Here is a 20,288-nt window from a genome sequence, read left to right as displayed (position 1 = left end):
GCGGCGCCCGCTCTTCAACGAATCCCGAATCCCGCATCCCGGCTCTTAATCAGGCCACCGGCGGCAGCGGGCACCTGAGATACGCGCAGACCGTGCGCAGCAGCTCGGCCTCTTCAAGGCTGACGCGCTGGTCGTGGGTGATCGCGACGACCAGGGCTTCGATCAGCAGGCGCTTGCCCGGCGGATCGATGCGGTCGAGCACCGGCAGTGCCTGATCCAGACGATGGCGCCAGTCCTGCGGCGGCACATACGGCTTCGCCATCTGCGGCAAGGCTGCATGCAGGGCCGACAGATAGGCGCGCCGGGCGTCGGCTTCGCTGTCGTGGCCGTACCAGGCCAGCACGGCGAGCAGATCGGCTGCTGCATCGCTGGCCTCGCTCAACTTGATCATGCGCTGGCGGGCGCGGGCACGCGGGTCGATGCTGTCCTCGATCTGCCGGACCAGCAGTCGGCCGATGGCGTATTCGAACAGTTCGAGCTCGCCGTCGGCATGTATGAGGGCATCGACGGCGTCCACCAGACGCTGCTGTCCGGCTCGCCCGAGATGCCGCACGCTGCCCAGTGCCAGCAGCAACACCGGCAAGCGCAGCGCCGGATGCAGTCCGATCAGCAGGGCCGACTCGACCTGCACCTGTTCGGCCGCACTGGCGCCCAGCAGCTCGCGCACCGCATGCAGCTGCTGCGCGCGCAGCCGCTCCTCGCGGTCCAGCAGCAGGCCGAGCAGCAGGGCCTGGGCGCGTTCGGGCTGCTGCAGGGCGAGATCGATGGCCGGCGGGATCGCCGCGCGGGCCTCGCCGGCGCGCAGGAAATCCTGCACGTCGGGCGCACCGACCTGCTCGATGACGCGTTCGACCTGCAGTTCCACCTCGGCTTCGCGCGCGGGCAGTTCGCCGCGCTGGCGCTGGGCCAGACCGAGCGCGAGGTCCTCTTCCATGCCGTGCGGCGGATTCGCCAGCCACTGCGCCTGCAGGCGATTCAGTTCGGCCCAGTTGAAGCCAGGCTCCAGCGCCCTGATGCGCTCGTGCAGGGGCGGATGGGTGGCGAACAGACCTGCGAAGCCCATGCCCTCGCCGAACAGCATGTGCGCAACTTCTTCGGTCTCGGCCGAGGCCAGCTTCGAGCCGACCGGCAGCCCGCCGATTTTCTTCAGCGCACCGGCGATGCCGTGGGTCTGGCGGGTGAACTGCACCGCGGACGCATCGGCCAGAAACTCGCGCTGTCGCGACACCGCGGCCTTGATCAACCGGCCGAAGAACAGGCCGACGTAGCCGACGACCATCAGCACCAGGCCGATGGCGACGATCGGTCCGGCATCGCGGCTGCGGCTGCCGCGAGTGAGTTCGAGCACGCGCGCGCCGATGACGCCCAGCGCCAGCACACCGAACAGGACGCCCATCAGGCGGATGTTGAGGCGCATGTCGCCGTTCAGCACGTGGCTGAATTCGTGGGCGATCACCCCCTGCAGCTCATCGCGATTCAGGTGCAGTAGCGCCCCCCGACTGACGGCGACCGCCGCATCTCCCGGCGCATAACCCGCAGCGAAGGCGTTGATGCCGGGCTCGTCCTCGAGCACGAAGATGGCCGGCACCGGCAGCGAGGAGGCGATCGCGATCTCCTCGACCACGTTGCGAAGCCGCTTGAGCTCGGGGTCGCGGGTGTCCTCGGACACCTCGCGACCGCCCATAGCCCGCGCCACCGCCGCGCCGCCGCCGCGCAGGCTGGCGATGCGGTAGAGCGAGGCCGCCGCGATCACGAGGGCAGTCGCCGCAGCGACGAACAGCAGCAGACCGCTGAACTCGCCCAGCAGGCCCAGAGCGCCGCCTGCGCGTTCGAGATCGCGGGCGTCGGCGCCGATCAGAAGCAGCAGGAAGATCCCCCCGCTGACGGCCGTGACGATGGCCACGACCGCCGCGATGAACAGCAGCAGCAGCCGCTTGGACTGGCTGCGCGCCTGTGCCTGACGCTCGAAGAAGTTCATGCCTGGGAGCTCCGCCGCGGCCTTAGAACTGGACCTTCGGCACCTCGCGCTTGTGCGCTTCCTCCTCGCCGATGCCGAGCAGGGCGGCCTGCTGGAAGTTGAAGGTGCCGGCCAGCAGGTTGGCAGGGAACACCTCGCGCTGGTTGTTGTAGCTCATCACCGCATCGTTGAAGGCCTGGCGGGCAAAGGCGACACGGTTCTCGGTCGAGGACAGCTCTTCGGTCAGCTGCGCCATGTTGGCGCTCGACTTCAGCTCGGGATAGGCCTCGGACAGCGCGAACAGGCGACCCAGTGCGCCGCCCAGCGCGCCCTCGGCCTGGGCCAGCTGCTGCATCGCCGCGGGATCGCCCGGGTTGCCCTTGGCGGCGTTCAAACCGCCGATGGCGCTGTTGCGGGCGCGGATCACCGCCTCCAGGGTGTCGCGCTCGTGCTGCATGTAGGCCTTCACCGTCTCGACCAGGTTGGGGATCAGGTCGTGGCGACGGGTGAGCTGCACATCGATCTGGGCAAATGCGTTGCGGTAGGCGTTGCGGCGGGTGACAAGGCCGTTGTAGATGCCGACCGCCCACAGCACCAGGGCGATGCCGACGCCGAACACGGTCAACACGAACAGAAACAGGATGGACATGGCTCCTCCAGGGATGAACGGGGGACGTGCGTCGCGGTCGTCGACCGGATCTCGCGGGCTAGAATGCGTGGGCTTTCTCCGCCGCGCCAGCCTGGACCCGACGTGCCGCACCGACCCCATCGCATGCCCCGTGTGACATCGCGCCTCGCGCTTGGATTCGGCCTCGCCCTCGGCTGGCTGTCGACCGCGGCCAGCGCCGAGGTGAGCGCGGCACCGACGCGCCAGCCCACGGTGGAGATCACCGCCCAGGCCGCACGCGCCGAACAGACCGCGCGCACGGTGGAACGCCTGGCCGAGCGGCTGGTGCGCGAGTACGGGGTGGTCGGCATGGCGGTCAGCGTGGTGCACGGCGACCAGGTGCTGCTGGAGCGCGGCTTCGGTCATACCCAGGCAAGGCGCAGCGAGGAGGTCGACGCCGACACCGCCTTCCGCCTGGCCTCGTTGTCCAAGGCCTTCGCCGGTACGCTCGCGGGCTTGTTGGTCGAAGAGGGCGCACTGCGCTGGGACACCCGCGTCGCCGATCACCTGCCGGCCTTCGCGCTGGCGCGCGCCGACACGGCGATGGAAACCACGGCCGCCGATCTGCTGAGCCACACCGTGGGACTGGGCTTCCACACCTTCGATCGCGAGCTGGAGGACGACCAGCCCTACCCGCTGCTGGCGCAGCGTCTGGGCGAGGCGCCGATGCTGTGCCCGGACGGACGCTGCTACGCCTACCAGAACATCGCCTTCAGCCTGATCGGCGATCTCGCCTTCGCCGTGACAGGCGACTTCTTCACCCATCTGGTCGAGAAGAAGATCTTCCACCCGCTGGGGATGTATGGGGCGACCTATGGCCGTGAAGGCCTGGAGGGCAGCGCCCGCTGGGCGCGCCCCCACGTGAGCGCGGGCGGGCGCTTCGTCGCACTGCGACCCAAGGAGAACTACTACCGCGTACCGCCGGCCGCGGGCGTCAACGCCACCGCACGCGACATGTCGCAGTGGCTGCTGGCGCAGATGGGGCGCCGTCCCGACGTGCTCTCGCCAGAGCTGCTGGCTGAGATCCAGAAGCCTCGGGTAGCCACGCCCTCGGAACGTCGCGCAGCGCCCTGGCGTCGCGAACGCCTCAAAGCCGCGCACTACGGCCTCGGCTGGCGCGTCTTCGACTACGCCGGCGAAACCCTGGTGTTCCATGGCGGCGCGGTGCAGGGCTACCGCGGCTTGATCGGCTTCCTGCCCGAGCGGGGGTTTGGCATTGCGGTGCTCGTCAACTGCGAGTGCCGACTGCAGAGCGGCCTGTTGCCGACCGCGCTCGACAGCTTCCTTGGCCTGCCGCGCAAGGATTGGATGCAGCTCGACTCGCAGCCTCGCCGCCGTCGGCGCTGAGCCCCGCCCCAATCGAGAGCGCTGGGGCTGAAGGCGCACGCGACGCCGTCAGCGAGCCGGTGCACGTGGCCAGCCGACCCTAGACCAGAGCCAATCCACTCGACCCACCGGGATTCGTGCCTGATGCCCCGTCAGCCCACGGTCGCGTGGGCTCATGCGCGTCCCGGCTTCGCTGCGGGCGCCGGCGTGCTGCACATCTGCAGAACACGCGTCCCGACAGCCGCCAAGCGGGCCCAAAGGCAACACGGATCAAGTCCCTCCTGGCCTTGATCCGTGATCGCGAGTCCGACACATGTCCGGACTCCTCCGGCCGCTACGCGACGACGCCTTCGCTTCGCTCGGCCACGCCGAACCGAGCACCGCGTGCTCGATCCGCGGGCGCGCTCTCCATGGCGCGCGACAAGGCTGAACTCTTCAGCGTTGCCCAAAAAGAAACCCCGATGCCAAGCGGCACCGGGGTTGATGTTCTGCGGTGAGGCGACGACGAATGTCGCCTCACGCGCGAGCACGCAACGCGCAGCTTCAGGCAGCCGGAGCAGCCGGCGGCGGAACGAGCGGAGCAGCGGGCTTCTTCTTGGCCGCCGGCTTCTTCGCAGCAGGCTTCTTGGCCGGGGCAGCCTTCTTGGCAGCGACCTTCTTCGCCGGAGCCGCCTTCTTGGCAGCCACCTTCTTCGCCGGAGCCGCCTTCTTGGCAGCGACCTTCTTGGCGGGAGCCTTCTTGACCGCCGCCTTCTTGACCGCGGCCTTCTTGACCACGGCCTTCTTGGCCGGAGCCGCCTTCTTGGCGACGGCCTTCTTGGCCGGAGCCTTCTTGGCAGCGACCTTCTTCACCGCGGCCTTCTTGGCCGGAGCGGCGGCCTTCTTCGCAGCAGCCTTCTTGGCCGGAGCAGCGGCCTTCTTCGCAGCAGCCTTCTTCGCGGGAGCAGCCTTCTTGGCAGCAGCCTTCTTGGCCGGAGCGGCCTTCTTCGCAGCGGGTTTCTTGATAGCCATCGTCGGGTTCCTCGTCAGGGTTGATCGCAACTCTTGCAACACGCGTCCTGCGGTGCGGGCATCCTGGTCCGCCACCACTCCACTCCCGGACACCGCGTCCGGTTCCGCGCCTGGACACCTTCCATGGCAGCCCAGCCGATCACGCGCGAGGGCCCCAAGGCCCACGCGTCCAAACACATGAGGCGAATGCCGCGGCGGACGCCGCGAGCAGCGTGATGCGGACCGGGTTCGGACCGCGGATCCGGCGACGTGCCGCTTGCGGCGACGTTCCGGGCGAGCGTGTTTTTCGAAGAGAACGCGGCCCCACCCTTTGCAGGGATTCGCAGAGAGTTCTCTGCCGGAGGCCGTTTCGATGGCTCGCTATGTTCAACGCCATGTGTTCTGTTCTTGACACGCTGCGCGAAAGCTAATCAGCGCTTTTCTAAGTGTCAACAGAGTTGTCGTGCGCGCAGCGCGCAAAGCCTTCGCACCGGCGCGATTCGATGTATCGGAAGCGTCCTGGAAGCCACTCCCGGCAGCCCGATTCCGCTTCGATAAGTAGCAGAACCAAACGCTGAAAGCCTTGCTACGCAATGATTCTCGCGAAGTGACGGTGGAACTTCATGGTTTTCGCCTTCGGCACAGCGTGCTGCGCCACCGGAAGCATCAGCGCTGCGCTTCGATTCGTGCCCACAGGCCACTCCGATGCGCAAACTGCGCAGAACTGCGCAAACTGCGCGAGCACTCCGCATCAGGACGAGCACTCGAGCGCAGTGCTGCAGCGCAGTCGCGCTGCGTGCGAGGCGTGTCGCATGCGGCTCCGGATCAAAGGCGATGCCTCCAGCGAATCACTCGACCAAGGTCGCGGATACCCGGCGCAACCCGGTATCGAAAACACGAACGGGGCGCCAGGCGCCCCGTTCGTTCACACGCGTGCGACCAATCGCGCGGTCGCTGCGGGCTTACTCTTCGATCAGCTCGGCATACTCGTCCGGGCCGAGCAGCTCGCCGAGCTGAGCGGGCTCCGATGGCTGCAGCACGAACAGCCAGCCCTTGCCGTAAGCATCGGCATTGATCGTCTCGGGCGCATCGGCGAGCTCCTCGTTCACCGCAACGACAGTGCCGGAGATCGGCGCATAGACATCACTGGCGGCCTTGACCGACTCGACCACGGCCACGCCCTTGCCGGCCTCGACCTCGTCGCCGACGCCGGGCAGTTCGACGTAGACCAGATCACCCAGCGCAGCCTGCGCATGGTCGGAGATGCCGACGGTGACGCGGCCGTCGTCCTCTAGTCGCGCCCACTCGTGGGACTTCAGGAACTTCAGGTCACCGGGGATCTCGCTCATGGGTCTGCTCCTTGGCAGGCGGTGGTTCGGTGTGGAGGCGATGCAGTACCGCGTCGCGGGCGGCGCGAGTTTATCAGTGGAGTCCGCTGCTTCAGATGCCGTCGCGCGGCTTGCCCTCGCGCACAAAGGGCGGCGTCACCTGCCGCACGGGGACGTCGCGGCCACGGATGTCGACCGCGATCGCGCCGGGTTCGCCCGACGGAACGCGCGCAAACGCGATCGCCTTGCCCAGCGTCGGCGAGAAGGTGCCCGAGAGGATCTCGCCATCGCCCTTGGCGGTGCGCACGGTCTGACCGTGGCGGAGTACACCCTTTTCGTCCAGCACCAGGCCGATCAGCTGGCGCGGCGCGCCGGCCGCCTTCTGCGCTTCCAGCGCGGCGCGGCCGATGAAGTCGCGGCCTTCGTCCAGCGCCACCGTCCAGGCGAGTGCGGCTTCCCAGGGCGTGGTGTCCTCGTCCATGTCCTGGCCATAGAGGTTCATGCCGGCTTCGAGACGCAGGGTGTCGCGGGCGCCGAGTCCGCAGGGTTTGACGCCGACCTCCAACAGGCGATCCCACAGGGCTACGGCCTCGCCCTCGGGCACGATGATCTCGAAGCCGTCCTCGCCGGTGTAGCCGGTGCGCGCGATGAACAGGCCATCGGCCTCGGCGGCGGCAAATTTGCCGACGGGTTCGATCGCCGCGCGACCTTCCGCACTCAGCAGGCCCAGCACGCGCTCGCGCGCACTCGGGCCCTGCACCGCGATCATCGCCAGCTCCGGGCGCTCGCGCACTTCAATGCCGAAAGGTTCGGCCTTGGCGGCGATCCAGGCCATGTCCTTGTCGCGGGTGGCGGCGTTCACCACCAGGCGGAAGAAGTCCTCGGCAAGGAAATAGACGATCAGGTCGTCGACCACGCCGCCGCGCGTGTTGAGCATGCAGGAGTACAGGGCCTTGCCAGGCTTCTTCAGCTTGTCGACCGAGTTGGCCAGCAGCTGGCGCAGGAAGGCGCGCACCTTGGCGCCATGCAGATCGACCACGGTCATGTGGGAGACATCGAACATGCCGGCGTCGCGGCGCACCTGGTGGTGTTCCTCGATCTGCGAGCCGTAGGCGATCGGCATGTCCCAGCCGCCGAAGTCGACCATGCGGGCGCCGAGTTCACGGTGGCGGGCGTTCAACACGGTCTGCTGGCTCATGCGGGCTCCAATGCGGGGCTGGAAGAATCGGAGGCGCATTATCGAGCTTCGAACGTACAGGTAAACCCTTCGGCGCCGTAGGGCATCCGGGCACGTATGCTCAACGCGACCCTGCCCTTGCCCGATGCAATCGACGTGACCGACGCCACCGCGCCCGAAGCCGATGAGTGCGCACCGTCCGATCCGCTGGCGACGCTGGCGCGACGCGCGGCGCGGGGCGATGTGCGAGCCTTCGAAGCGCTCTATCGCGCGGAGCATCGACGGATCTATGCGGCGGTGTGGCGACTGGTGGGCGGGCATGAGGCGCGCGCCGAAGAACTCACCCAGGACGCCTTCGTCCGCGCCTGGAAGGCGCTGCCGGGCTTCCGCTTCGAGGCGCCGGTCGGCGCCTGGCTGCATCGCCTGGCCGTGAACACCGCCCTGATGGATCTGCGCGCACGCCGCGACGCCGAGGATCTCGAGGTGGACGACAGCACGCTGTCGCTGCAGGCCGCGCCGCGACAGGCACAGGAGCATCAGATCGATCTGCAGGCGGCGATCCTCAAGCTGCCGGCCCGCGCCCGTGCCGTGCTGGTGCTGCACGACATCGAGGGTCTGACCCACGAGGAAATCGGCGACTCGCTGGGCATCGCGCCCGGCAGCTGCAAGGCCCATCTGCATCGCGCGCGCCAGCACCTGCGGCGCGCGCTGGGAGACACCGCATGAACCGTTTGCCCGAACACGACGACGAGCTCGGCTGGAGCGAGCGGCTGCGGGCCGCCGCACCGATGCCCGCGCGCACACCCGATCTGTGGCCGGACATCGCCGCGCGCCTGGCGCAGCAAGATGCGCAAGCGTCAAACCCCGCACATGGCGTGCCGGCAGCTGCGCTGCGCTCCGTGCGCACAGCGTCCCGACGCCGGCATCGCACGTTCGCGCTGTCGCTGCTGGCCAGTGCCTGTCTGCTGGCGGTGGTGGTGCTGGGCGTGCTGGTCCAGCATCCGCCCGACCTCGCGCCCGCGCCGATGGCGAGCGCGCATCCGCTCGACACCCTGCTTCTGCGCGAGGCCGAAGCCCTCGAGCGCGAGTACGCGGCTGCCTTCGCGCAGTTCGAGGGCGCGCCGCTGCCGGCCGCCCTGCAGCCGGGACTGCAGGCGCTGGATCTGGAAGGCCGCCGCATCAGCGCCGCGCTGGCCGAACACCCTCGACAGGCACGCCTGCTCGATGAGCTGCGCCGCGTCCACCAGCGTCGCCTCGATCTGCTGCGGCGCGGCATCGAACGCCATGCCTGAGCACAACGCCGACCCGCAGGACGCGCGCTGCCCCCACTCGTTTCCCTATCGGAGAGAACCCGCCATGTCTGAACACCGCCCCCTGCGCTTCTTCCCCCTGGGCCTGGCGCTCAGCCTGCTGGCTGCCCTGCCCTGCGCTTCGGCCCAGACCGCCATCAACGAAACCCGCACCCTTTCGGCCGATGCGCGCGTGTCGGTCAGCAACGTCAAGGGCAGCATTCGCGTGGTCGGCGGCGAGGGCAGCACGCTGCGCCTGCGCGGGCAGCTGGGCGAGGACGCCGAACTCAAGCTCTCGGCGGACGACCCCGAATCGGTCAGCATCGAGATCGAATACCCCAACAGCTCAGGCTGGGGCTGGGGCGGCGGCGCGGGCGGCGATACCGACCTGCAGATCGAACTGCCCCGCGACGCGCGGCTTGAGGTCGAAGCGGTCAGCGCCACGGTCGACGTGCGCGGCATGAACGGCCGCAGCCTGAAGATCAGCGCAGTGAGTGGCGAGGTCGACCTGCGCGACAGCGCACCCCAGCAGTTGGAGCTGGAAACCGTCAGCGGCGGGCAGCGCATCCAAACGGGCGCCAGCGAACTGGACCTGGAATCGGTCAGCGGCAGCATTGAGGTCGAAGCGAGCGCCGCCCGCCGCCTGCGCGCGGAAGCCGTTTCCGGCGATGTGGATGTCCGCCTGCAGCAGCGGATCGAGGAGCTGAGGATCGAGACGGTATCCGGCGCCGTGCGGGCCAGTGCTGGCCCCAGCGCGGGCGGGCTGCTGCGCATCGAGACGCTGAGCGGCGCGCTGCGCCTTGAGCTGCCCGCGGACACCTCGGCGCGGATCGAAGCCGAGAGCTTCAGCGGTCGCATCCGCAGCCCGGTCGGCGAGGTGGAGCGCGAGGACTACGGCCCGGGCTCCAGCCTGGACGCGACGCTTGGCGGCGGTGAGTCAAGGATCCGGCTGGAGACCTTCTCCGGCGCGATCGACTTGAGCCTGCAGGGACGCTGAGCGCAGGCCCGCGCTTCGGCGCCTGCGGACTCAGTGCAGTCGGCGCGCGTACGGCAAGCGCTGGCGCCGACACGCGACGAGCAGGACCATCGAAGTGGCGGGCCAGAGCAGCAGCCAGAACGGCCACCAGCCGATCAGCGGATCGCTGCCGCGCAGCGCCGGGAACAGCAGGCTGGCGATGATGCCGGTGCACAGCCAGAGATAGAGCAGGGGCGCGAGCAGATCGCAGGCGGCCGGGGCGCGGCCCGCGGCCCGCGGCTGGCGACGGAGTGCTGCGGGTGCGGATGGAAGCGGCTGCAGGACGCGGTGGCGCAACAGGGACATGGCGGGCTCCGGATCGCTCGGGAGCCCGGACTCTGTGCGGCCTGCATCTCAGGGCCTGAGAACCGCCAACCCGCGGAACCCCCGCAGGATCAGCGCTCGCGCTGGCCGGCCTCGAAGGCATCCAGCGCGCGCTGCGTACACTGCCGGCCCAGCTCGATCAGCTCGGCCGCGCGCCAGAACTCATAGAAGCTGCAGCGATCGCGCGGCATGCGGATCAAGAGGTCCGGCGGGTCCAGCGCCAGCTGCATGCGCGCGATCTGCGCCTGCATGGTGTCGAGCGAGCGCCCCATCAGGTCGATCAGGCCGGGCTGGGCCTTCTGTTCCGCGCCTGCCTCGCGCTTGGCATCGCTGAAGCCGGCGGTCAGCGATTCGATGAAAGCGGCGATCCGGGCACGATAGCCACTGGGCTCCTCGCTGGTGGTCACCGGCAGAGGCTCGGCCGCGGGCTCGACGCGCGGAAAGCCCGCCGCCGGTGGCCCGTTGACGTCGATGGCGATGACCAGGTCCGCCCGCACCTGGCGGGTGGCCGCGATCGGCACCGGCGCCAGCAAGCCGCCATCCACCAGGTCACGGCCTTCAAGGCGGTAGGGCGTGAACACCATCGGTATGGCGATGGAGGCGCGGATCGCATCGAACAAACGGCCGCGGTTCAACCACACCTCACGCTGGCTTTGCAGGTCGGTTGCCACGGCAGTGAAGGGAATGGACAGACTCTCGATCGCATGCTCGCCGACCAGATCGCGCAGCGCGCCAATCACCCGGTCTCCGCGGATCAGGCCGGGAAAGCCAAAGCTGAAGTCGAGCAGGCGCAGCACGTCGCTGCGTTCCAGCGCACAGGCCCATTCCTTGTAGAGGGGCAGACGGCCGGCCGCGTGGATGCCGCCGACCAGAGCCCCCATCGATGAACCGGCGATGCCGACGATGCGGTAGCCGCGCTCCTGCAGCACCTCGATGGCACCAATGTGACCGAGGCCGCGGGCACCGCCCGCGCCCAGCACCAGCGAGACCCGCTTGGCGCTGGCGATTGCGCCGGGCTCAGTCGCCATAGGCCGAAGCCGCCAACTTGAGCAGGATGCGCGCTTCCTGGCGCAGCGCCGGCGGCGCCATCACTTCAGCGTCGGGGCCGTACTTGAGCACGTCCATCAGCAGCTCCTTGGGATTGCTGTAGGGCAGTTTCAGCTCGTAGCTGCCGTCATCGAGGAAGCGGCCTTCCTGCTTGGAGTGCCAATGCTCGTCGGCCACCCAGCGCGCGGCGTGCGGCGAGAAGCGGATGGTCGCCACTGCTTTGGGCGTGCCGGAGAAGATCCCGTAGCTCGAGGACAGCTGCTGGTCGAGTTCGGCCTCGGCCATGTCGATCGCGGTCTCGTCCTGCACCCGCGGCCCGCGGATGCGGTCCAGCGCGAAGCTGCGCAGGCCTTCGCGCTCATGGTCGAAGGCGTCGAGGTACCAGTGGTTGCGGTAATGCGTCAGCCGCTGCGGCGAGACCTGCCGGCGCGTCGGTGTGTCGGTCGAACGAGCGCGGTAGTCAAAGCTCAGGCGCTTGCGCTCCAGCACCGCGCTGGCGACGGCGCGAAAGCTCTGCTGGTCCAGCGGACGACTGCCGTGACCGACGACGCGCACGCGCTGCAGAGGCCAGCGCTTGCCGCCGCTCTGCTCGGCCAGCAGCGCATCGATGCGCCCGCGCAGCGGCTCGATCGCCTCGCTGAGCACGCCGGCGCCAGTGCGTTCCAGCAACTGCTGGGCCGCCAGCAGGGCATGCAGTTCGTCCGAGGTGAGCCACAGACCTGGCAGCTCGAAGCGCTCGGCCTCGTCGTCGGCGTAGCGGAAGCCCGAAGGATCCTCGCTGGACTCGATCGGTGCGCCCAGGCTGTCGCGCAGGAAGGCGATGTCGCGGTAGAGCGTGGCGCGCGAGCACTGCAGCTCGTCCATCAGGCGCTGCGCCGAGACCGGATAGCGCGCGACTTTCAGGATGCGGTGCAGGGTGAGGGTGCGTTCGTGTCGGTCCATGGGCGGCTATTGTGCCGCAGTGGCCTGCCGAGCCGCCGCTGCGCGCATGCGGGGCGCCCCGGCGGTATGCTCGGCGCCCTTGCCTTTCGTCCTGAGCCGGAACAAGCATGCGCACCGAAGCTTCGCACCGTCTGCCCATCAGCCTTGCACTCGCCCTCGGCCTCGGCCTGGCCCAGGTGGTCGGCGCCGCCACCTTCGTGGTCGACTCCGCCGAGGACAGCGGCGAAGGCAGCCTGCGCGCGGCGATCACCCTCGCCAATGCCGCGCCCGGTCCGCACGTCATCGAAATCCAGGTCCCCGGCAGCGCGGTCACCCTCAGCCTGCTCTCGCCGCTGCCGGTGATCAGCACTGCGGATCTGACCATCACGGCCGCCGCCAGCCCGGGCTTCCGCATCGACGGCCAGACCTTCCACCGCATCTTCGAGACCGGCACGGGCAACACCAGCCTGGCCCTGACCGACCTGCACCTGCGCCGCGGCAAGGCGGCGCGCGGCGGCTGCGTGCTCGCCCACGCCAGTGCCCAAGCCAGTCTGCGCCTGGAGCGCATGCGCTTCGAGGCCTGCACGGCCGAAGGCAGCAGCGGCGAAACCGTCGGCGGCGCGGTGTACCAGCCCCAGGCAGCGACCCTGACGGTGCTGGACAGCGCATTCACCGACAACCTCGCGATGGGCCCGAGCGCGGGTGGCGGCGCGATCGCCACCGAAGCCACCTCGGTGGACCTGCGCGGCAGCCGCTTCGAGCGCAACTTCGCGCTCGGCAGCAGCGGCAGCGTGAGTGCAGGCGGTGCGCTGGCGCTCAGCCTGCCCGAGTTCGGCCTCGCCTTCCTGCAGGGCAACCGCTTCATCGACAACAGCGTGGATGGCGTGCAGGCGGCGATCGGCGGCGCCATCGGCGGCAGCTGCCCGCAGTGCGTGATCACCATCGAGCAGGGCTACTTCGGCGGCAACAACGCCCGCAGCGGCGGTGCGCTGGCAATCCTGTCGGCCTCCGCGGTGGCCCTGCCGCCCGCCCTCAACCTCGAGAACCTCAGCTTCGAGCGCAACATCGCGAGTCTCCGCGGCGGCGCGATCGAGGTCGGCGGTTTCTCGCTGGACGCGCGCAACCTCAGCCTGCAGCGCAATCGCGCGCCCGGCGGAGGCCATCTGGCGGTCACCGGCTCGCTCGTTGTCGATCGCCTCTCCGGCACGGTGCTGGCCGCCACTGACGCCAGCGCCGGCGGCAGCACGTCGAGCTGTGACCTGAGCGGCGCGCTGGTGCAGGGCGGTGGGCTGCTGCGCGGCAACCTGTTCGCCGAGTCGGCGAGCTGCGGCGCACTCGCAGCGAGCGGCGCTCAGCCCATCAGCAGCAGCCAGCTGGGCACCCTGGACACCCGCGACGGGCTGATGCCGGTGCTGGTGTTCGGCCCTGACAGCGGCGTGATCGACAGCCTGAGCAGCTGCCCGGTCAAGGACGCCCGCGATACCGAGCGGCCCATCGATGGCGACGGCGACGGCGAGGCGCAGTGCGATGTCGGCGCCTACGAGCACCCGCTGCCGGTCGCGATCTTCCGCAACGGTTTCGAAAGCACGCCCTGAGCCCGGCGACGGATAACGCCGGCTTGCCGCGCGGCTAACCCGGGCTTAATGCGCGCCTCACCAGCATGCGCGCTCCCTCTTGCCTGCCCGCCGCATGCCCCGAATTGCCGACGCCCTGCCCCACGCGCCGAGCCCGCCGCCGCGCACGCGCCTGCGGAGGCCGGCACCTGCCTGGCTCCAGCGTCCGGCCAGCGCGGTGGGCATCGCGCTGGGCGTGCATGCGCTGATGCTGCTGTGGCTGCTGGCCGGCGATCGGCAGCGCCTGCCCGCGGCCGAGGACACGCCGCTGCAGGTCGAATGGATTCGCCGCGCCACCGAGGCGCCACCGGTGCCGCCCATGCCGCAGGCGCCAACGCGAACGGAGCGCGACACTCGCGTGCGCTCGGCGGCCGTGGATGTCGCCCCCGAGCCGCCGCCGACCAATGCCGTCGATGAACGCGCCGCGAGCGCAAACGAGCCCATGGAGCCGGCGCCGATCGCGCGCTCTCTGGCGGCGCAGATCGGCGCCTTCGCCGGTGAGGGCACATCCACGACACAGTACGAACGCGGGCCGCTCGACCGCCCCGCGCAGGTCCTGCCGGGCCGCGGCGAAGCCTTTGCCGAAGGCTTCCACGTGCGCGAGGAAGTGAGCCCGGCGGACCGCGTGCAGGCCGTGCTCAGTCTGGTGGGCCTGGGCGCCGGCGGCGGCGCCACCTGCGCCGATCTCCGCCGCAAGATGGTCTCCGGCATCAGCGATGCCGAACGTCGCACGCTGATCGACGACGAACGCAGGCTCTGCCGGCGCGGCCAGGCGGGCACTTTCCGCTGACTTTCCTGCGCCCATCGAAGCGCCTGGCCGCGCTCCGCGTGCGGGCGCAGCCGGTTCGCCCGGGTCCGGCTCCAGGCTTCGCTCCTCAGCGCTCCAGCCGATAGTTCACCGAACCGCGCGTCTCGCGCTCGCTGGTGTCGATCTGCAGGTCCCACTGCTCGGTCAGCAGGTATTTGATGCTGAACACTTGCCCCTCGCCGAACAGGGCCACGCCGTAGGCCACGTAGAGGCGCGGCGAAAGGAACTTGCCGAGCATGAGCGCGGCACCACCGAGCGCGGCGGAATCCTCGACGCTGGCCTGATCGAAGCCCAAGCGCGCGCCCAGACGCTCGGCGATGTAGTTGCCGCCTGCGCCCAGTGCGGCGGCGGCAGCGTTCAGCTGCTGGCCTTCGCCGCTGCGCACCGCACGCACTGGCCGGCCCAGCATGAGATAGCTCAGCACGTCGGCCTGGTCGAGGCTGGGCTGCGACCACAGGCCCAGCACCGGCGCCGCCGCCGTACCGGTGACGCGGATACCGACCGTCACCTCGTCCAGCCTGCGCTCGGCGCGGATATCAAGGCCCGGGTTGTCGAGCGGCGACTGTGCGAAGGAGAGCCGGCCGCGCGTGATATCGAGATCCTGTCCATAGGCCTTGTAGCGGCCGCTGACGTTGAGACTGCCGCTGGCGCGAGTGGCGCGGCCGGGCCGATCGCGCACGCGCAATTCGCCGCGCACCTTGCCTTTCAAGCCAAAGCCCTGCAGCGCGACCGCCTCGCCCAGGGCCACCCGGATATCCGCATCGACGCGCTGCGCGGCCTCGACCGCGCGCTCGGGTTGCGCCGGATCGAGCACAAGCACGTCGGCACTGACCTGCTGACCGCCCTCGAAGCGATCGAGCCTCACGTCGGCGCGCGGCACATCGACGCGGCCGCGCAGGCGCAGCAACGCATCGCGCTGCTCCAGCTCCAGTGCGGGCGAGGCGAACAGACGCAGCTGGGCGGTATCCGACAGCAGCACTTCGCTGCCCTCGATGCTCAGGCGCAGCGGCGACTCGGCCGCCTCCGACCAGTCGATGCGGCCGCGCCCGCGCAGCTCGCCCTCGGAGCGCAGGGCGAAGCTGAGCTCGGCCGCACTGGCGCCCTCAAGCTGCAGCTCGATCAGGCCTTCGCTGGGTCGGATGCCCAGGGCGGGCAGCTCGGCGCTGAAGCCGCTGAGTTGCGCGCCGCCGCGCAGATTCGGTGCGCCCAGCGCACCGTCGAACGCGAGCTCGACGCTGAGCCTGCCGCTGGGCGCGATCATCGCCTCGTCGCTCAGCCACTCCAGCAGACCGAGTTGGTCGAGCTGCAGCGCGAGTTGGCCTTCGATGCCTGCGTTCTCGCTGCCCACCGCAAGCGCGCGCAGCTCGCCCTGCAGCAGCCCGTCCTCGCCCAGGCGCGCGCCCAGCCCGAGGCGCAGCAGCTCCGCATCGCCCGCGATCTCGATCGAAAAGTCCTGCCAGCGCAGGAGTTCGCGCCCCTCACGCCGGCCGAGAGAGAGCCCGCCCTGCGCCGAAGCGAGCCGGCCCTCGACCTGCCAGTCGCCCGCCTTGGACGCGAGATCGATGCTGCCGCCCAGCACACCCTGCCATCGCGGCCGCGCCGGAGCTTCGCGATCGGACAGAAGCCCGAGCGGCAGCGCCAAAGGCAGGGCGTCCAGCTCGAGGCGGGCGGTCAGCGATTCACTGCCCTCGCCGCGCAGCGACGCACAGAGCCGACCGAGGGATTCCGCGCCGTCGATGCGCCCTGAGGCGATGCCATCCGCGCCCACGGGATCCACCGCAGGCGCCGCGCCGGGCGACAGCGCCGCACTGCCGCGCTCGGCGCGCTGCGTGCCTTCGAGACAGAAGCCATCGAGGCGAAGACGCCGCGCCCCCAGCTCGATCGCCGCGGGCTCAGCCAAGGCCCAGTCGCCCCCGCTTCCGCGCCGATCCGGCGCGCGCCAATCCAGCTGCTCAAGTCGACCCAGCCAGCGCCGCTCGTCCGCGCGCCAGCCGCCGGCGAGTTCGAGCGCGAGTCCGCCGCCGGCGACCGGCTGCCGCAGCGACAGCGCGTGCGCCGACACCTCGCCGCGCAGCGCCAGCACCAGCGCGCCCAGTGCGCGGCCGGCGATGCGAGTCTGAGCGCTCTCGAGCTGCAGCTGCAGCGGCGCCTCGGGCGCAAGGCCGAGCTCGCCGCGCAGGTGCGGGGCATCGATCTCGGCGCCCGCGGCACGGACCTGGTCCGCGCGCAGATCCAAGCCAAGACGCGGCGCGGCCGGGGTGCCGGACAGACGCAGTTCGCCGCGAAGCGCTCCCTTCGCATCGGCCGCCAGACCGTCCAGCTGCAGAGGTGCCAACTGCAGCGTGGCGGCTACGGTTTCGCCCAGCCGCGCGCTGCCGCTGAGCGCACTCTCGCCCCAGCGCAGCTCCAGTTCGGCCTCGCCCGCGCCCACCGGCAGTGCGGCGGCGGGGGCCGGCGGCGCGCCGCTCCAGCGCGCGCGGACATGCCCTCGAAGGGCTTGCTCGCGCAGGCTGCCGTCGAAGTCCTCCAGGCGCAGTACGCCTTCGCGTGCCGCCCTCGTCTCGCGACCCTCGCTGTATAGACGCGCGGAGACCCGGCTCGGCCACTCGGGCGCGAGCAGGCTGGCATCCAGCTCGGCCAGATCGGCCCTGATGCGCCAGTGCAGGCCTTCGCTCCAGTCGAGCTCGCCGTCGGCGCGCAGGCGGCCCTCGTCGGTGCGCAGCTCCAGCGCCTGCAGCTGCGCCTGCTCGCCCTGCACGCGCAGGCCGCCGCTCAGTGCACCGGCCAGCTCGCCGCGGGCGAGCTGCAGCGCCAGGGTGAGCTCGGCATCGTCGAACGCGCCGCGGGCCTCAAGCGCGCCGTCGACGCGCAGGGGCGGGGCATCGGCCAGGGGCAGATCGAAACGCTCGAAGTCCCAGCGGGCCTCGAAGCGCGCCGGCGCATCGGCGGACGGCAGCCGCAGCCAGCCGCGCAGCGCGGCGCTGCCCTCGCCCTGCTGCAGTCGCAGGGCGTCGATGTGCAGAGTCGAGGCATCGGTGCGCAGCGTGGCGGCCTCCAAGGCATAGCTGCGGCCGTCGACCGCGAAGCCGCCCGACAGCGCGACGCGGTCCAGGCCGCCCTCGCCCCGCAGCTGCAGGCCAGCCAAGCCGATTGGCCACACGGCGGTGAGCGCCGGCGGCGGCGTGGGCGCCTGCAGATTCAGCTGCCACTGCAGCCTCGACAGGGCCTCGCGCACGTCGACATCCAGGGCGAACTCCGGCGCGTCGGGCAGGCGCAGTTCGAGACGCGCCGCCGCGAGTCCGCCATCGATCGTGGCCTCGAAGGCCTGCGCGGCCGCGAGCCCTGCGCGCCACTCGCCGCGCAGTCGCAGCGCAGCCTGCCAGTCGCGGGCGCTGTCGATGCTGCCCTCCGCGCGGAGGGAGATCAGCGGCGCGTCGAGGCTCAGCTCGGCCATGCGCAGCTGGCCCGCGTCCAGCGTCAGCGAGGTGACCGCGATGCGTTCCGCCTCGAACAGCAGCGCGTCCACCGCGTCGGCTGGCGCTGCTTCCGGGGGCTCGGCGTCGGCCGCTGCGCCCTCGCCCGCAAGCGCCGAGGCGGCGGGTGCAAGCGCATCCGACGCCCGCTCGATGCGCAGCCCGCGCAGCTCGGCCGAGTCGAGCGCCAGCTCGATGGGCAGCACGAGGCTGGGCAGTGATTCCGGCAAGGCGAGCTCGAAGCTCGGCGGTGGCGGATCGGCCTCGTCGGGCGGCAGCACGAGGCGGATGCCCTCGCCCTCGATCGCCTGCACATGCAGGCGCGCGGCGGCCAGTGCACCCAGCTCCGCGCGCAGCTGCAGACGCTCGATCTCGAGGCTCAGGCCATCCTGCTGATAGCGCAGGCCCTCGAAGGCCAGCCCGTGGGTGAGGCTGCCGCGCACGAGCTGCCAGTGCAGACTGCCGGCAGGCAGCGCGCCCTGCAGGCGCGCCAGGGCGAAGCGGGCGCCGGCTTCGGTGCCCAGCAGCCAGGCGCCGAACAGCGCGAGCAACAGTGCGCCCGCACCGAGCGCAAGCGCGGTGAGACGCAGCCAGCGACGGACGCGACTCACAGCTCAGGCCCCAGGCTGAGGTGGATCTGAAAAGGCTCGCGCGGATCGTCCAGGCCCCGCGCCAGGTCCAGCGCCACCTGGCCCACCGGCGAGCGCCAGCGCAGGCCAAGCCCCGCACCGCGCCGCAGATCGATGCTGCCGTCATTGAAGGCGCTGCCGGCGTCGGCGAACACGGCCGCGCCCCAGGCCTCGGTGAACATGCGCTCGTACTCGATGTTGAGCACGGCGAGGTTGCGACCGCCAACAGGATTGCCGCCCAGGCCCGACGGGCTGATCTCCTGGTAGCCGTAGCCGCGCACGCTGCGATCGCCGCCGGCGAAGAAGCGCAGCGAGGACGGCAGGCGCAGGAACTCGCCGGAGAAGGTTCTGCCCAGCTGGCCGCGCAGCAGCACGCGGTTGCGCTCGCCGAAGCCGCGGATGTAGCGGGCCTGCACCAGCAGCTGGGTGAAGTTCGCGTCCGAGCCCAGCGCGCTCAGGCCCTGCTTCACTTCGCCGGTGAAGCTGAAGCCACGGGTCGAGTAGTTGGCGTCGTTGTAGCGCTGCCAGCGCGCGCGCAGCGCCGGATAGACGAGGGTCGACAGGCCGCTGGTTTCCAGATTGCGCTCGACGCCGATCGCATAGCGCTCGCGCAGCGCATGCAGGCCGAGTTCGAGGCTCCAGTCACCGAGGCGACCGATGCGACTGGCCGACAGCTCGGCGGTCTCGCTGTCGACCAGTTCGCTCTCGTCCTCACGGTAGCTGGCGCCGAGCTGGTACCACCCCTCGATGGGCGCGAAAGCGGGGATGCGATACAGGCTGTTCAGCGCGCTGCGTCGCTGGGCAAGGTCGAGGCCGGCGCTGAACTTGTGTCCGCGCGCGTTCACCCAGCGGCGATCGAGGCCCAGCTTCAGGCCTGCCCCCGAGTCGGTGCCGAAACTCAGGCCGGCGGTGTAGATGTCCCGTTTGGCGGGCGCGAGCTCGACCTGCACCGGCACATCCAGCGTGTCGGGTTCGGGCTCGGGGCGAAGGTCGATGAAACCGAAATAGTCGAGGTCGCCCAAGCGCTGGTGCAGCTGGAGCAGTTCGGCCTGGTCGAAGTCCTGGCCGGGCGCGATGTCGATCCAACGTTCAACGAGGCCCGGCTCGAGCTGGCTGCCGTCGATGGCGACCGTGCCGAAGCGGTAGCGGGCACCGCTCGCCCAGCGCAGCCGGATGTCGGCGCGGCTGTCGGCGCGGATGACTTCAACGCGGTTCTCTTCCAGCCGCGCATCGAAATAGCCGCGCGCCGACAGTTCGCGGGCGATCGCCGCCTTGCCGCCCTCGTAGCGGGCGTGGTTCATCAGGTCGCCCACGCGCGGGCGGAACGCAGCGATGGCCGAGGCAATGCGCGCGTCCTCCGCGGCGGCGCCTTCGACCCGCACGTCCACCGTCCGCACCCGCACCGGCGGGCCGCGCTGCACGTTCAGGCTCACCGCGAGGCCCGCCGCGGTTTCGTCGACCTGCACGTCGACACCCACCGCGTAGTAGCCGAAGGGCTCCAGCGCGCGTCGCACTTCGTCCGGCGCACGCCGCAGCAGCAGGGCCATGCGGCCAGGGCCGACATCCTCGCGATCGGCTTCGTCGAGCTGGAACAGCCCGACCTGGGCCCGCACGTTGTCGGCCTGGCTGGCGCTCAGGCCGCGCACCCGCACGCTGGCGAGGCGCAGCGGCGCGCGATCGGCCGCCTTCACGTCGCTGGCCCGGTCTGTCGGGAGGTCCGCCTG

16 protein-coding genes are annotated in these 20,288 nt (G+C 70.5%); 6 read left to right on the top strand and 10 right to left on the bottom strand.

Annotated features, from left to right (window positions below):
* Nucleotides 1-49: 49 nt before the first annotated feature.
* Complete coding sequence (locus tag BLP83_RS09875; protein WP_091242014.1) at nucleotides 50-1,978, bottom strand: M48 family metallopeptidase; 1,929 nt, start codon at nucleotides 1,976-1,978, stop codon at nucleotides 50-52.
* A 22-nt stretch (nucleotides 1,979-2,000) separates the two neighbouring features.
* Entirely contained in the window at nucleotides 2,001-2,606 is a 606-nt protein-coding gene (locus BLP83_RS09870; RefSeq protein WP_091242011.1) for a LemA family protein, read from the bottom strand.
* Nucleotides 2,607-2,729: 123 nt separating this feature from the next.
* Between BLP83_RS09870 and BLP83_RS09865 the strand changes: the two genes are divergently transcribed.
* Nucleotides 2,730-3,971, top strand: coding sequence for a serine hydrolase domain-containing protein (locus BLP83_RS09865; protein ID WP_176764108.1), 1,242 nt, complete (start codon nucleotides 2,730-2,732; stop codon nucleotides 3,969-3,971).
* A gap of 522 nt (nucleotides 3,972-4,493) precedes the next feature.
* Here BLP83_RS09865 and BLP83_RS18690 read toward each other — a convergent pair.
* The 3 genes from BLP83_RS18690 to gcvT form a co-directional block, all read right to left on the bottom strand.
* Entirely contained in the window at nucleotides 4,494-5,036 is a 543-nt protein-coding gene (locus BLP83_RS18690) for a hypothetical protein (RefSeq protein ID WP_176764107.1), read from the bottom strand.
* A gap of 866 nt (nucleotides 5,037-5,902) precedes the next feature.
* Nucleotides 5,903-6,289 (bottom strand): glycine cleavage system protein GcvH, encoded by a 387-nt coding sequence (gene gcvH / locus BLP83_RS09855; RefSeq protein ID WP_091242004.1) that lies wholly within the window; start codon nucleotides 6,287-6,289, stop codon nucleotides 5,903-5,905.
* Between the two features lie 91 nt (nucleotides 6,290-6,380).
* Entirely contained in the window at nucleotides 6,381-7,466 is a 1,086-nt protein-coding gene (gene gcvT / locus BLP83_RS09850) for a glycine cleavage system aminomethyltransferase GcvT (RefSeq protein WP_091242001.1), read from the bottom strand.
* A gap of 96 nt (nucleotides 7,467-7,562) precedes the next feature.
* Between gcvT and BLP83_RS09845 the strand changes: the two genes are divergently transcribed.
* The 3 genes from BLP83_RS09845 to BLP83_RS18680 all read left to right on the top strand — a co-directional run bounded on the left by BLP83_RS09845 (nucleotide 7,563) and on the right by BLP83_RS18680 (nucleotide 9,731).
* Complete coding sequence (locus BLP83_RS09845) at nucleotides 7,563-8,171, top strand: RNA polymerase sigma factor (protein WP_091241999.1); 609 nt, start codon at nucleotides 7,563-7,565, stop codon at nucleotides 8,169-8,171.
* Nucleotides 8,168-8,737 (top strand): hypothetical protein, encoded by a 570-nt coding sequence (locus BLP83_RS18685; RefSeq protein ID WP_176764106.1) that lies wholly within the window; start codon nucleotides 8,168-8,170, stop codon nucleotides 8,735-8,737. Before BLP83_RS09845 ends, BLP83_RS18685 begins: the two co-directional genes overlap by 4 nt.
* Nucleotides 8,738-8,801: 64 nt before the next feature.
* Nucleotides 8,802-9,731, top strand: coding sequence for a DUF4097 family beta strand repeat-containing protein (locus tag BLP83_RS18680; protein WP_176764105.1), 930 nt, complete (start codon nucleotides 8,802-8,804; stop codon nucleotides 9,729-9,731).
* 30 nt (nucleotides 9,732-9,761) lie between these two features.
* On the opposite strand, the gene BLP83_RS09835 is transcribed toward BLP83_RS18680, so the two are convergent.
* The 3 genes from BLP83_RS09835 to BLP83_RS09825 all read right to left on the bottom strand — a co-directional run bounded on the left by BLP83_RS09835 (nucleotide 9,762) and on the right by BLP83_RS09825 (nucleotide 12,062).
* The gene (locus BLP83_RS09835) at nucleotides 9,762-10,055 is read right to left on the bottom strand and encodes a hypothetical protein (protein WP_091241993.1); all 294 of its coding nucleotides are present in this window, start codon (nucleotides 10,053-10,055) and stop codon (nucleotides 9,762-9,764) included.
* Nucleotides 10,056-10,144: 89 nt separating this feature from the next.
* The gene (locus tag BLP83_RS09830; RefSeq protein WP_091241991.1) at nucleotides 10,145-11,101 is read right to left on the bottom strand and encodes a patatin-like phospholipase family protein; all 957 of its coding nucleotides are present in this window, start codon (nucleotides 11,099-11,101) and stop codon (nucleotides 10,145-10,147) included.
* Nucleotides 11,091-12,062: a helix-turn-helix transcriptional regulator gene (locus BLP83_RS09825; RefSeq protein ID WP_091241989.1), complete on the bottom strand. Its 972-nt coding sequence runs from the start codon at nucleotides 12,060-12,062 to the stop codon at nucleotides 11,091-11,093. Before BLP83_RS09825 ends, BLP83_RS09830 begins: the two co-directional genes overlap by 11 nt.
* Before the next feature lie 107 nt (nucleotides 12,063-12,169).
* Between BLP83_RS09825 and BLP83_RS09820 the strand changes: the two genes are divergently transcribed.
* A complete protein-coding gene (locus BLP83_RS09820) occupies nucleotides 12,170-13,636 on the top strand; it encodes a choice-of-anchor Q domain-containing protein (RefSeq protein ID WP_091241986.1) in 1,467 nt (488 codons plus the stop codon).
* Nucleotides 13,637-13,730: 94 nt separating this feature from the next.
* On the top strand, nucleotides 13,731-14,444 hold the full coding sequence (locus tag BLP83_RS18675; RefSeq protein ID WP_091241983.1) for a hypothetical protein: 714 nt from the start codon (nucleotides 13,731-13,733) through the stop codon (nucleotides 14,442-14,444).
* Between the two features lie 85 nt (nucleotides 14,445-14,529).
* On the opposite strand, the gene BLP83_RS09810 is transcribed toward BLP83_RS18675, so the two are convergent.
* Nucleotides 14,530-18,546, bottom strand: a complete 4,017-nt coding sequence (locus BLP83_RS09810) for a translocation/assembly module TamB domain-containing protein (RefSeq protein ID WP_091241982.1) — start codon at nucleotides 18,544-18,546, stop codon at nucleotides 14,530-14,532.
* On the bottom strand, nucleotides 18,543-20,255 hold the full coding sequence (locus BLP83_RS09805) for an autotransporter assembly complex protein TamA (protein ID WP_143006629.1): 1,713 nt from the start codon (nucleotides 20,253-20,255) through the stop codon (nucleotides 18,543-18,545). Before BLP83_RS09805 ends, BLP83_RS09810 begins: the two co-directional genes overlap by 4 nt.
* Nucleotides 20,256-20,288: the final 33 nt, after the last annotated feature.

The sequence above is a fragment of the Aquimonas voraii genome, from assembly GCF_900101825.1.
Classification (GTDB): Bacteria; Pseudomonadota; Gammaproteobacteria; order Xanthomonadales; family Xanthomonadaceae; genus Aquimonas; species Aquimonas voraii.
This window is presented reverse-complemented; position numbering and strand designations above follow the sequence as displayed.

Coding starts and splice junctions, on each gene's coding strand:
- BLP83_RS09875 (WP_091242014.1), bottom strand. CDS start 1,978: ATGAACTTCTTCGAGCGTCAGGCACAGGCGCGCAGCCAGTCCAAGCGG.
- BLP83_RS09870 (WP_091242011.1), bottom strand. CDS start 2,606: ATGTCCATCCTGTTTCTGTTCGTGTTGACCGTGTTCGGCGTCGGCATC.
- BLP83_RS09865 (WP_176764108.1), top strand. CDS start 2,730: ATGCCCCGTGTGACATCGCGCCTCGCGCTTGGATTCGGCCTCGCCCTC.
- gcvH (WP_091242004.1), bottom strand. CDS start 6,289: ATGAGCGAGATCCCCGGTGACCTGAAGTTCCTGAAGTCCCACGAGTGG.
- gcvT (WP_091242001.1), bottom strand. CDS start 7,466: ATGAGCCAGCAGACCGTGTTGAACGCCCGCCACCGTGAACTCGGCGCC.
- BLP83_RS09845 (WP_091241999.1), top strand. CDS start 7,563: ATGCTCAACGCGACCCTGCCCTTGCCCGATGCAATCGACGTGACCGAC.
- BLP83_RS18685 (WP_176764106.1), top strand. CDS start 8,168: ATGAACCGTTTGCCCGAACACGACGACGAGCTCGGCTGGAGCGAGCGG.
- BLP83_RS18680 (WP_176764105.1), top strand. CDS start 8,802: ATGTCTGAACACCGCCCCCTGCGCTTCTTCCCCCTGGGCCTGGCGCTC.
- BLP83_RS09835 (WP_091241993.1), bottom strand. CDS start 10,055: ATGTCCCTGTTGCGCCACCGCGTCCTGCAGCCGCTTCCATCCGCACCC.
- BLP83_RS09830 (WP_091241991.1), bottom strand. CDS start 11,101: ATGGCGACTGAGCCCGGCGCAATCGCCAGCGCCAAGCGGGTCTCGCTG.
- BLP83_RS09825 (WP_091241989.1), bottom strand. CDS start 12,062: ATGGACCGACACGAACGCACCCTCACCCTGCACCGCATCCTGAAAGTC.
- BLP83_RS09820 (WP_091241986.1), top strand. CDS start 12,170: ATGCGCACCGAAGCTTCGCACCGTCTGCCCATCAGCCTTGCACTCGCC.
- BLP83_RS18675 (WP_091241983.1), top strand. CDS start 13,731: ATGCCCCGAATTGCCGACGCCCTGCCCCACGCGCCGAGCCCGCCGCCG.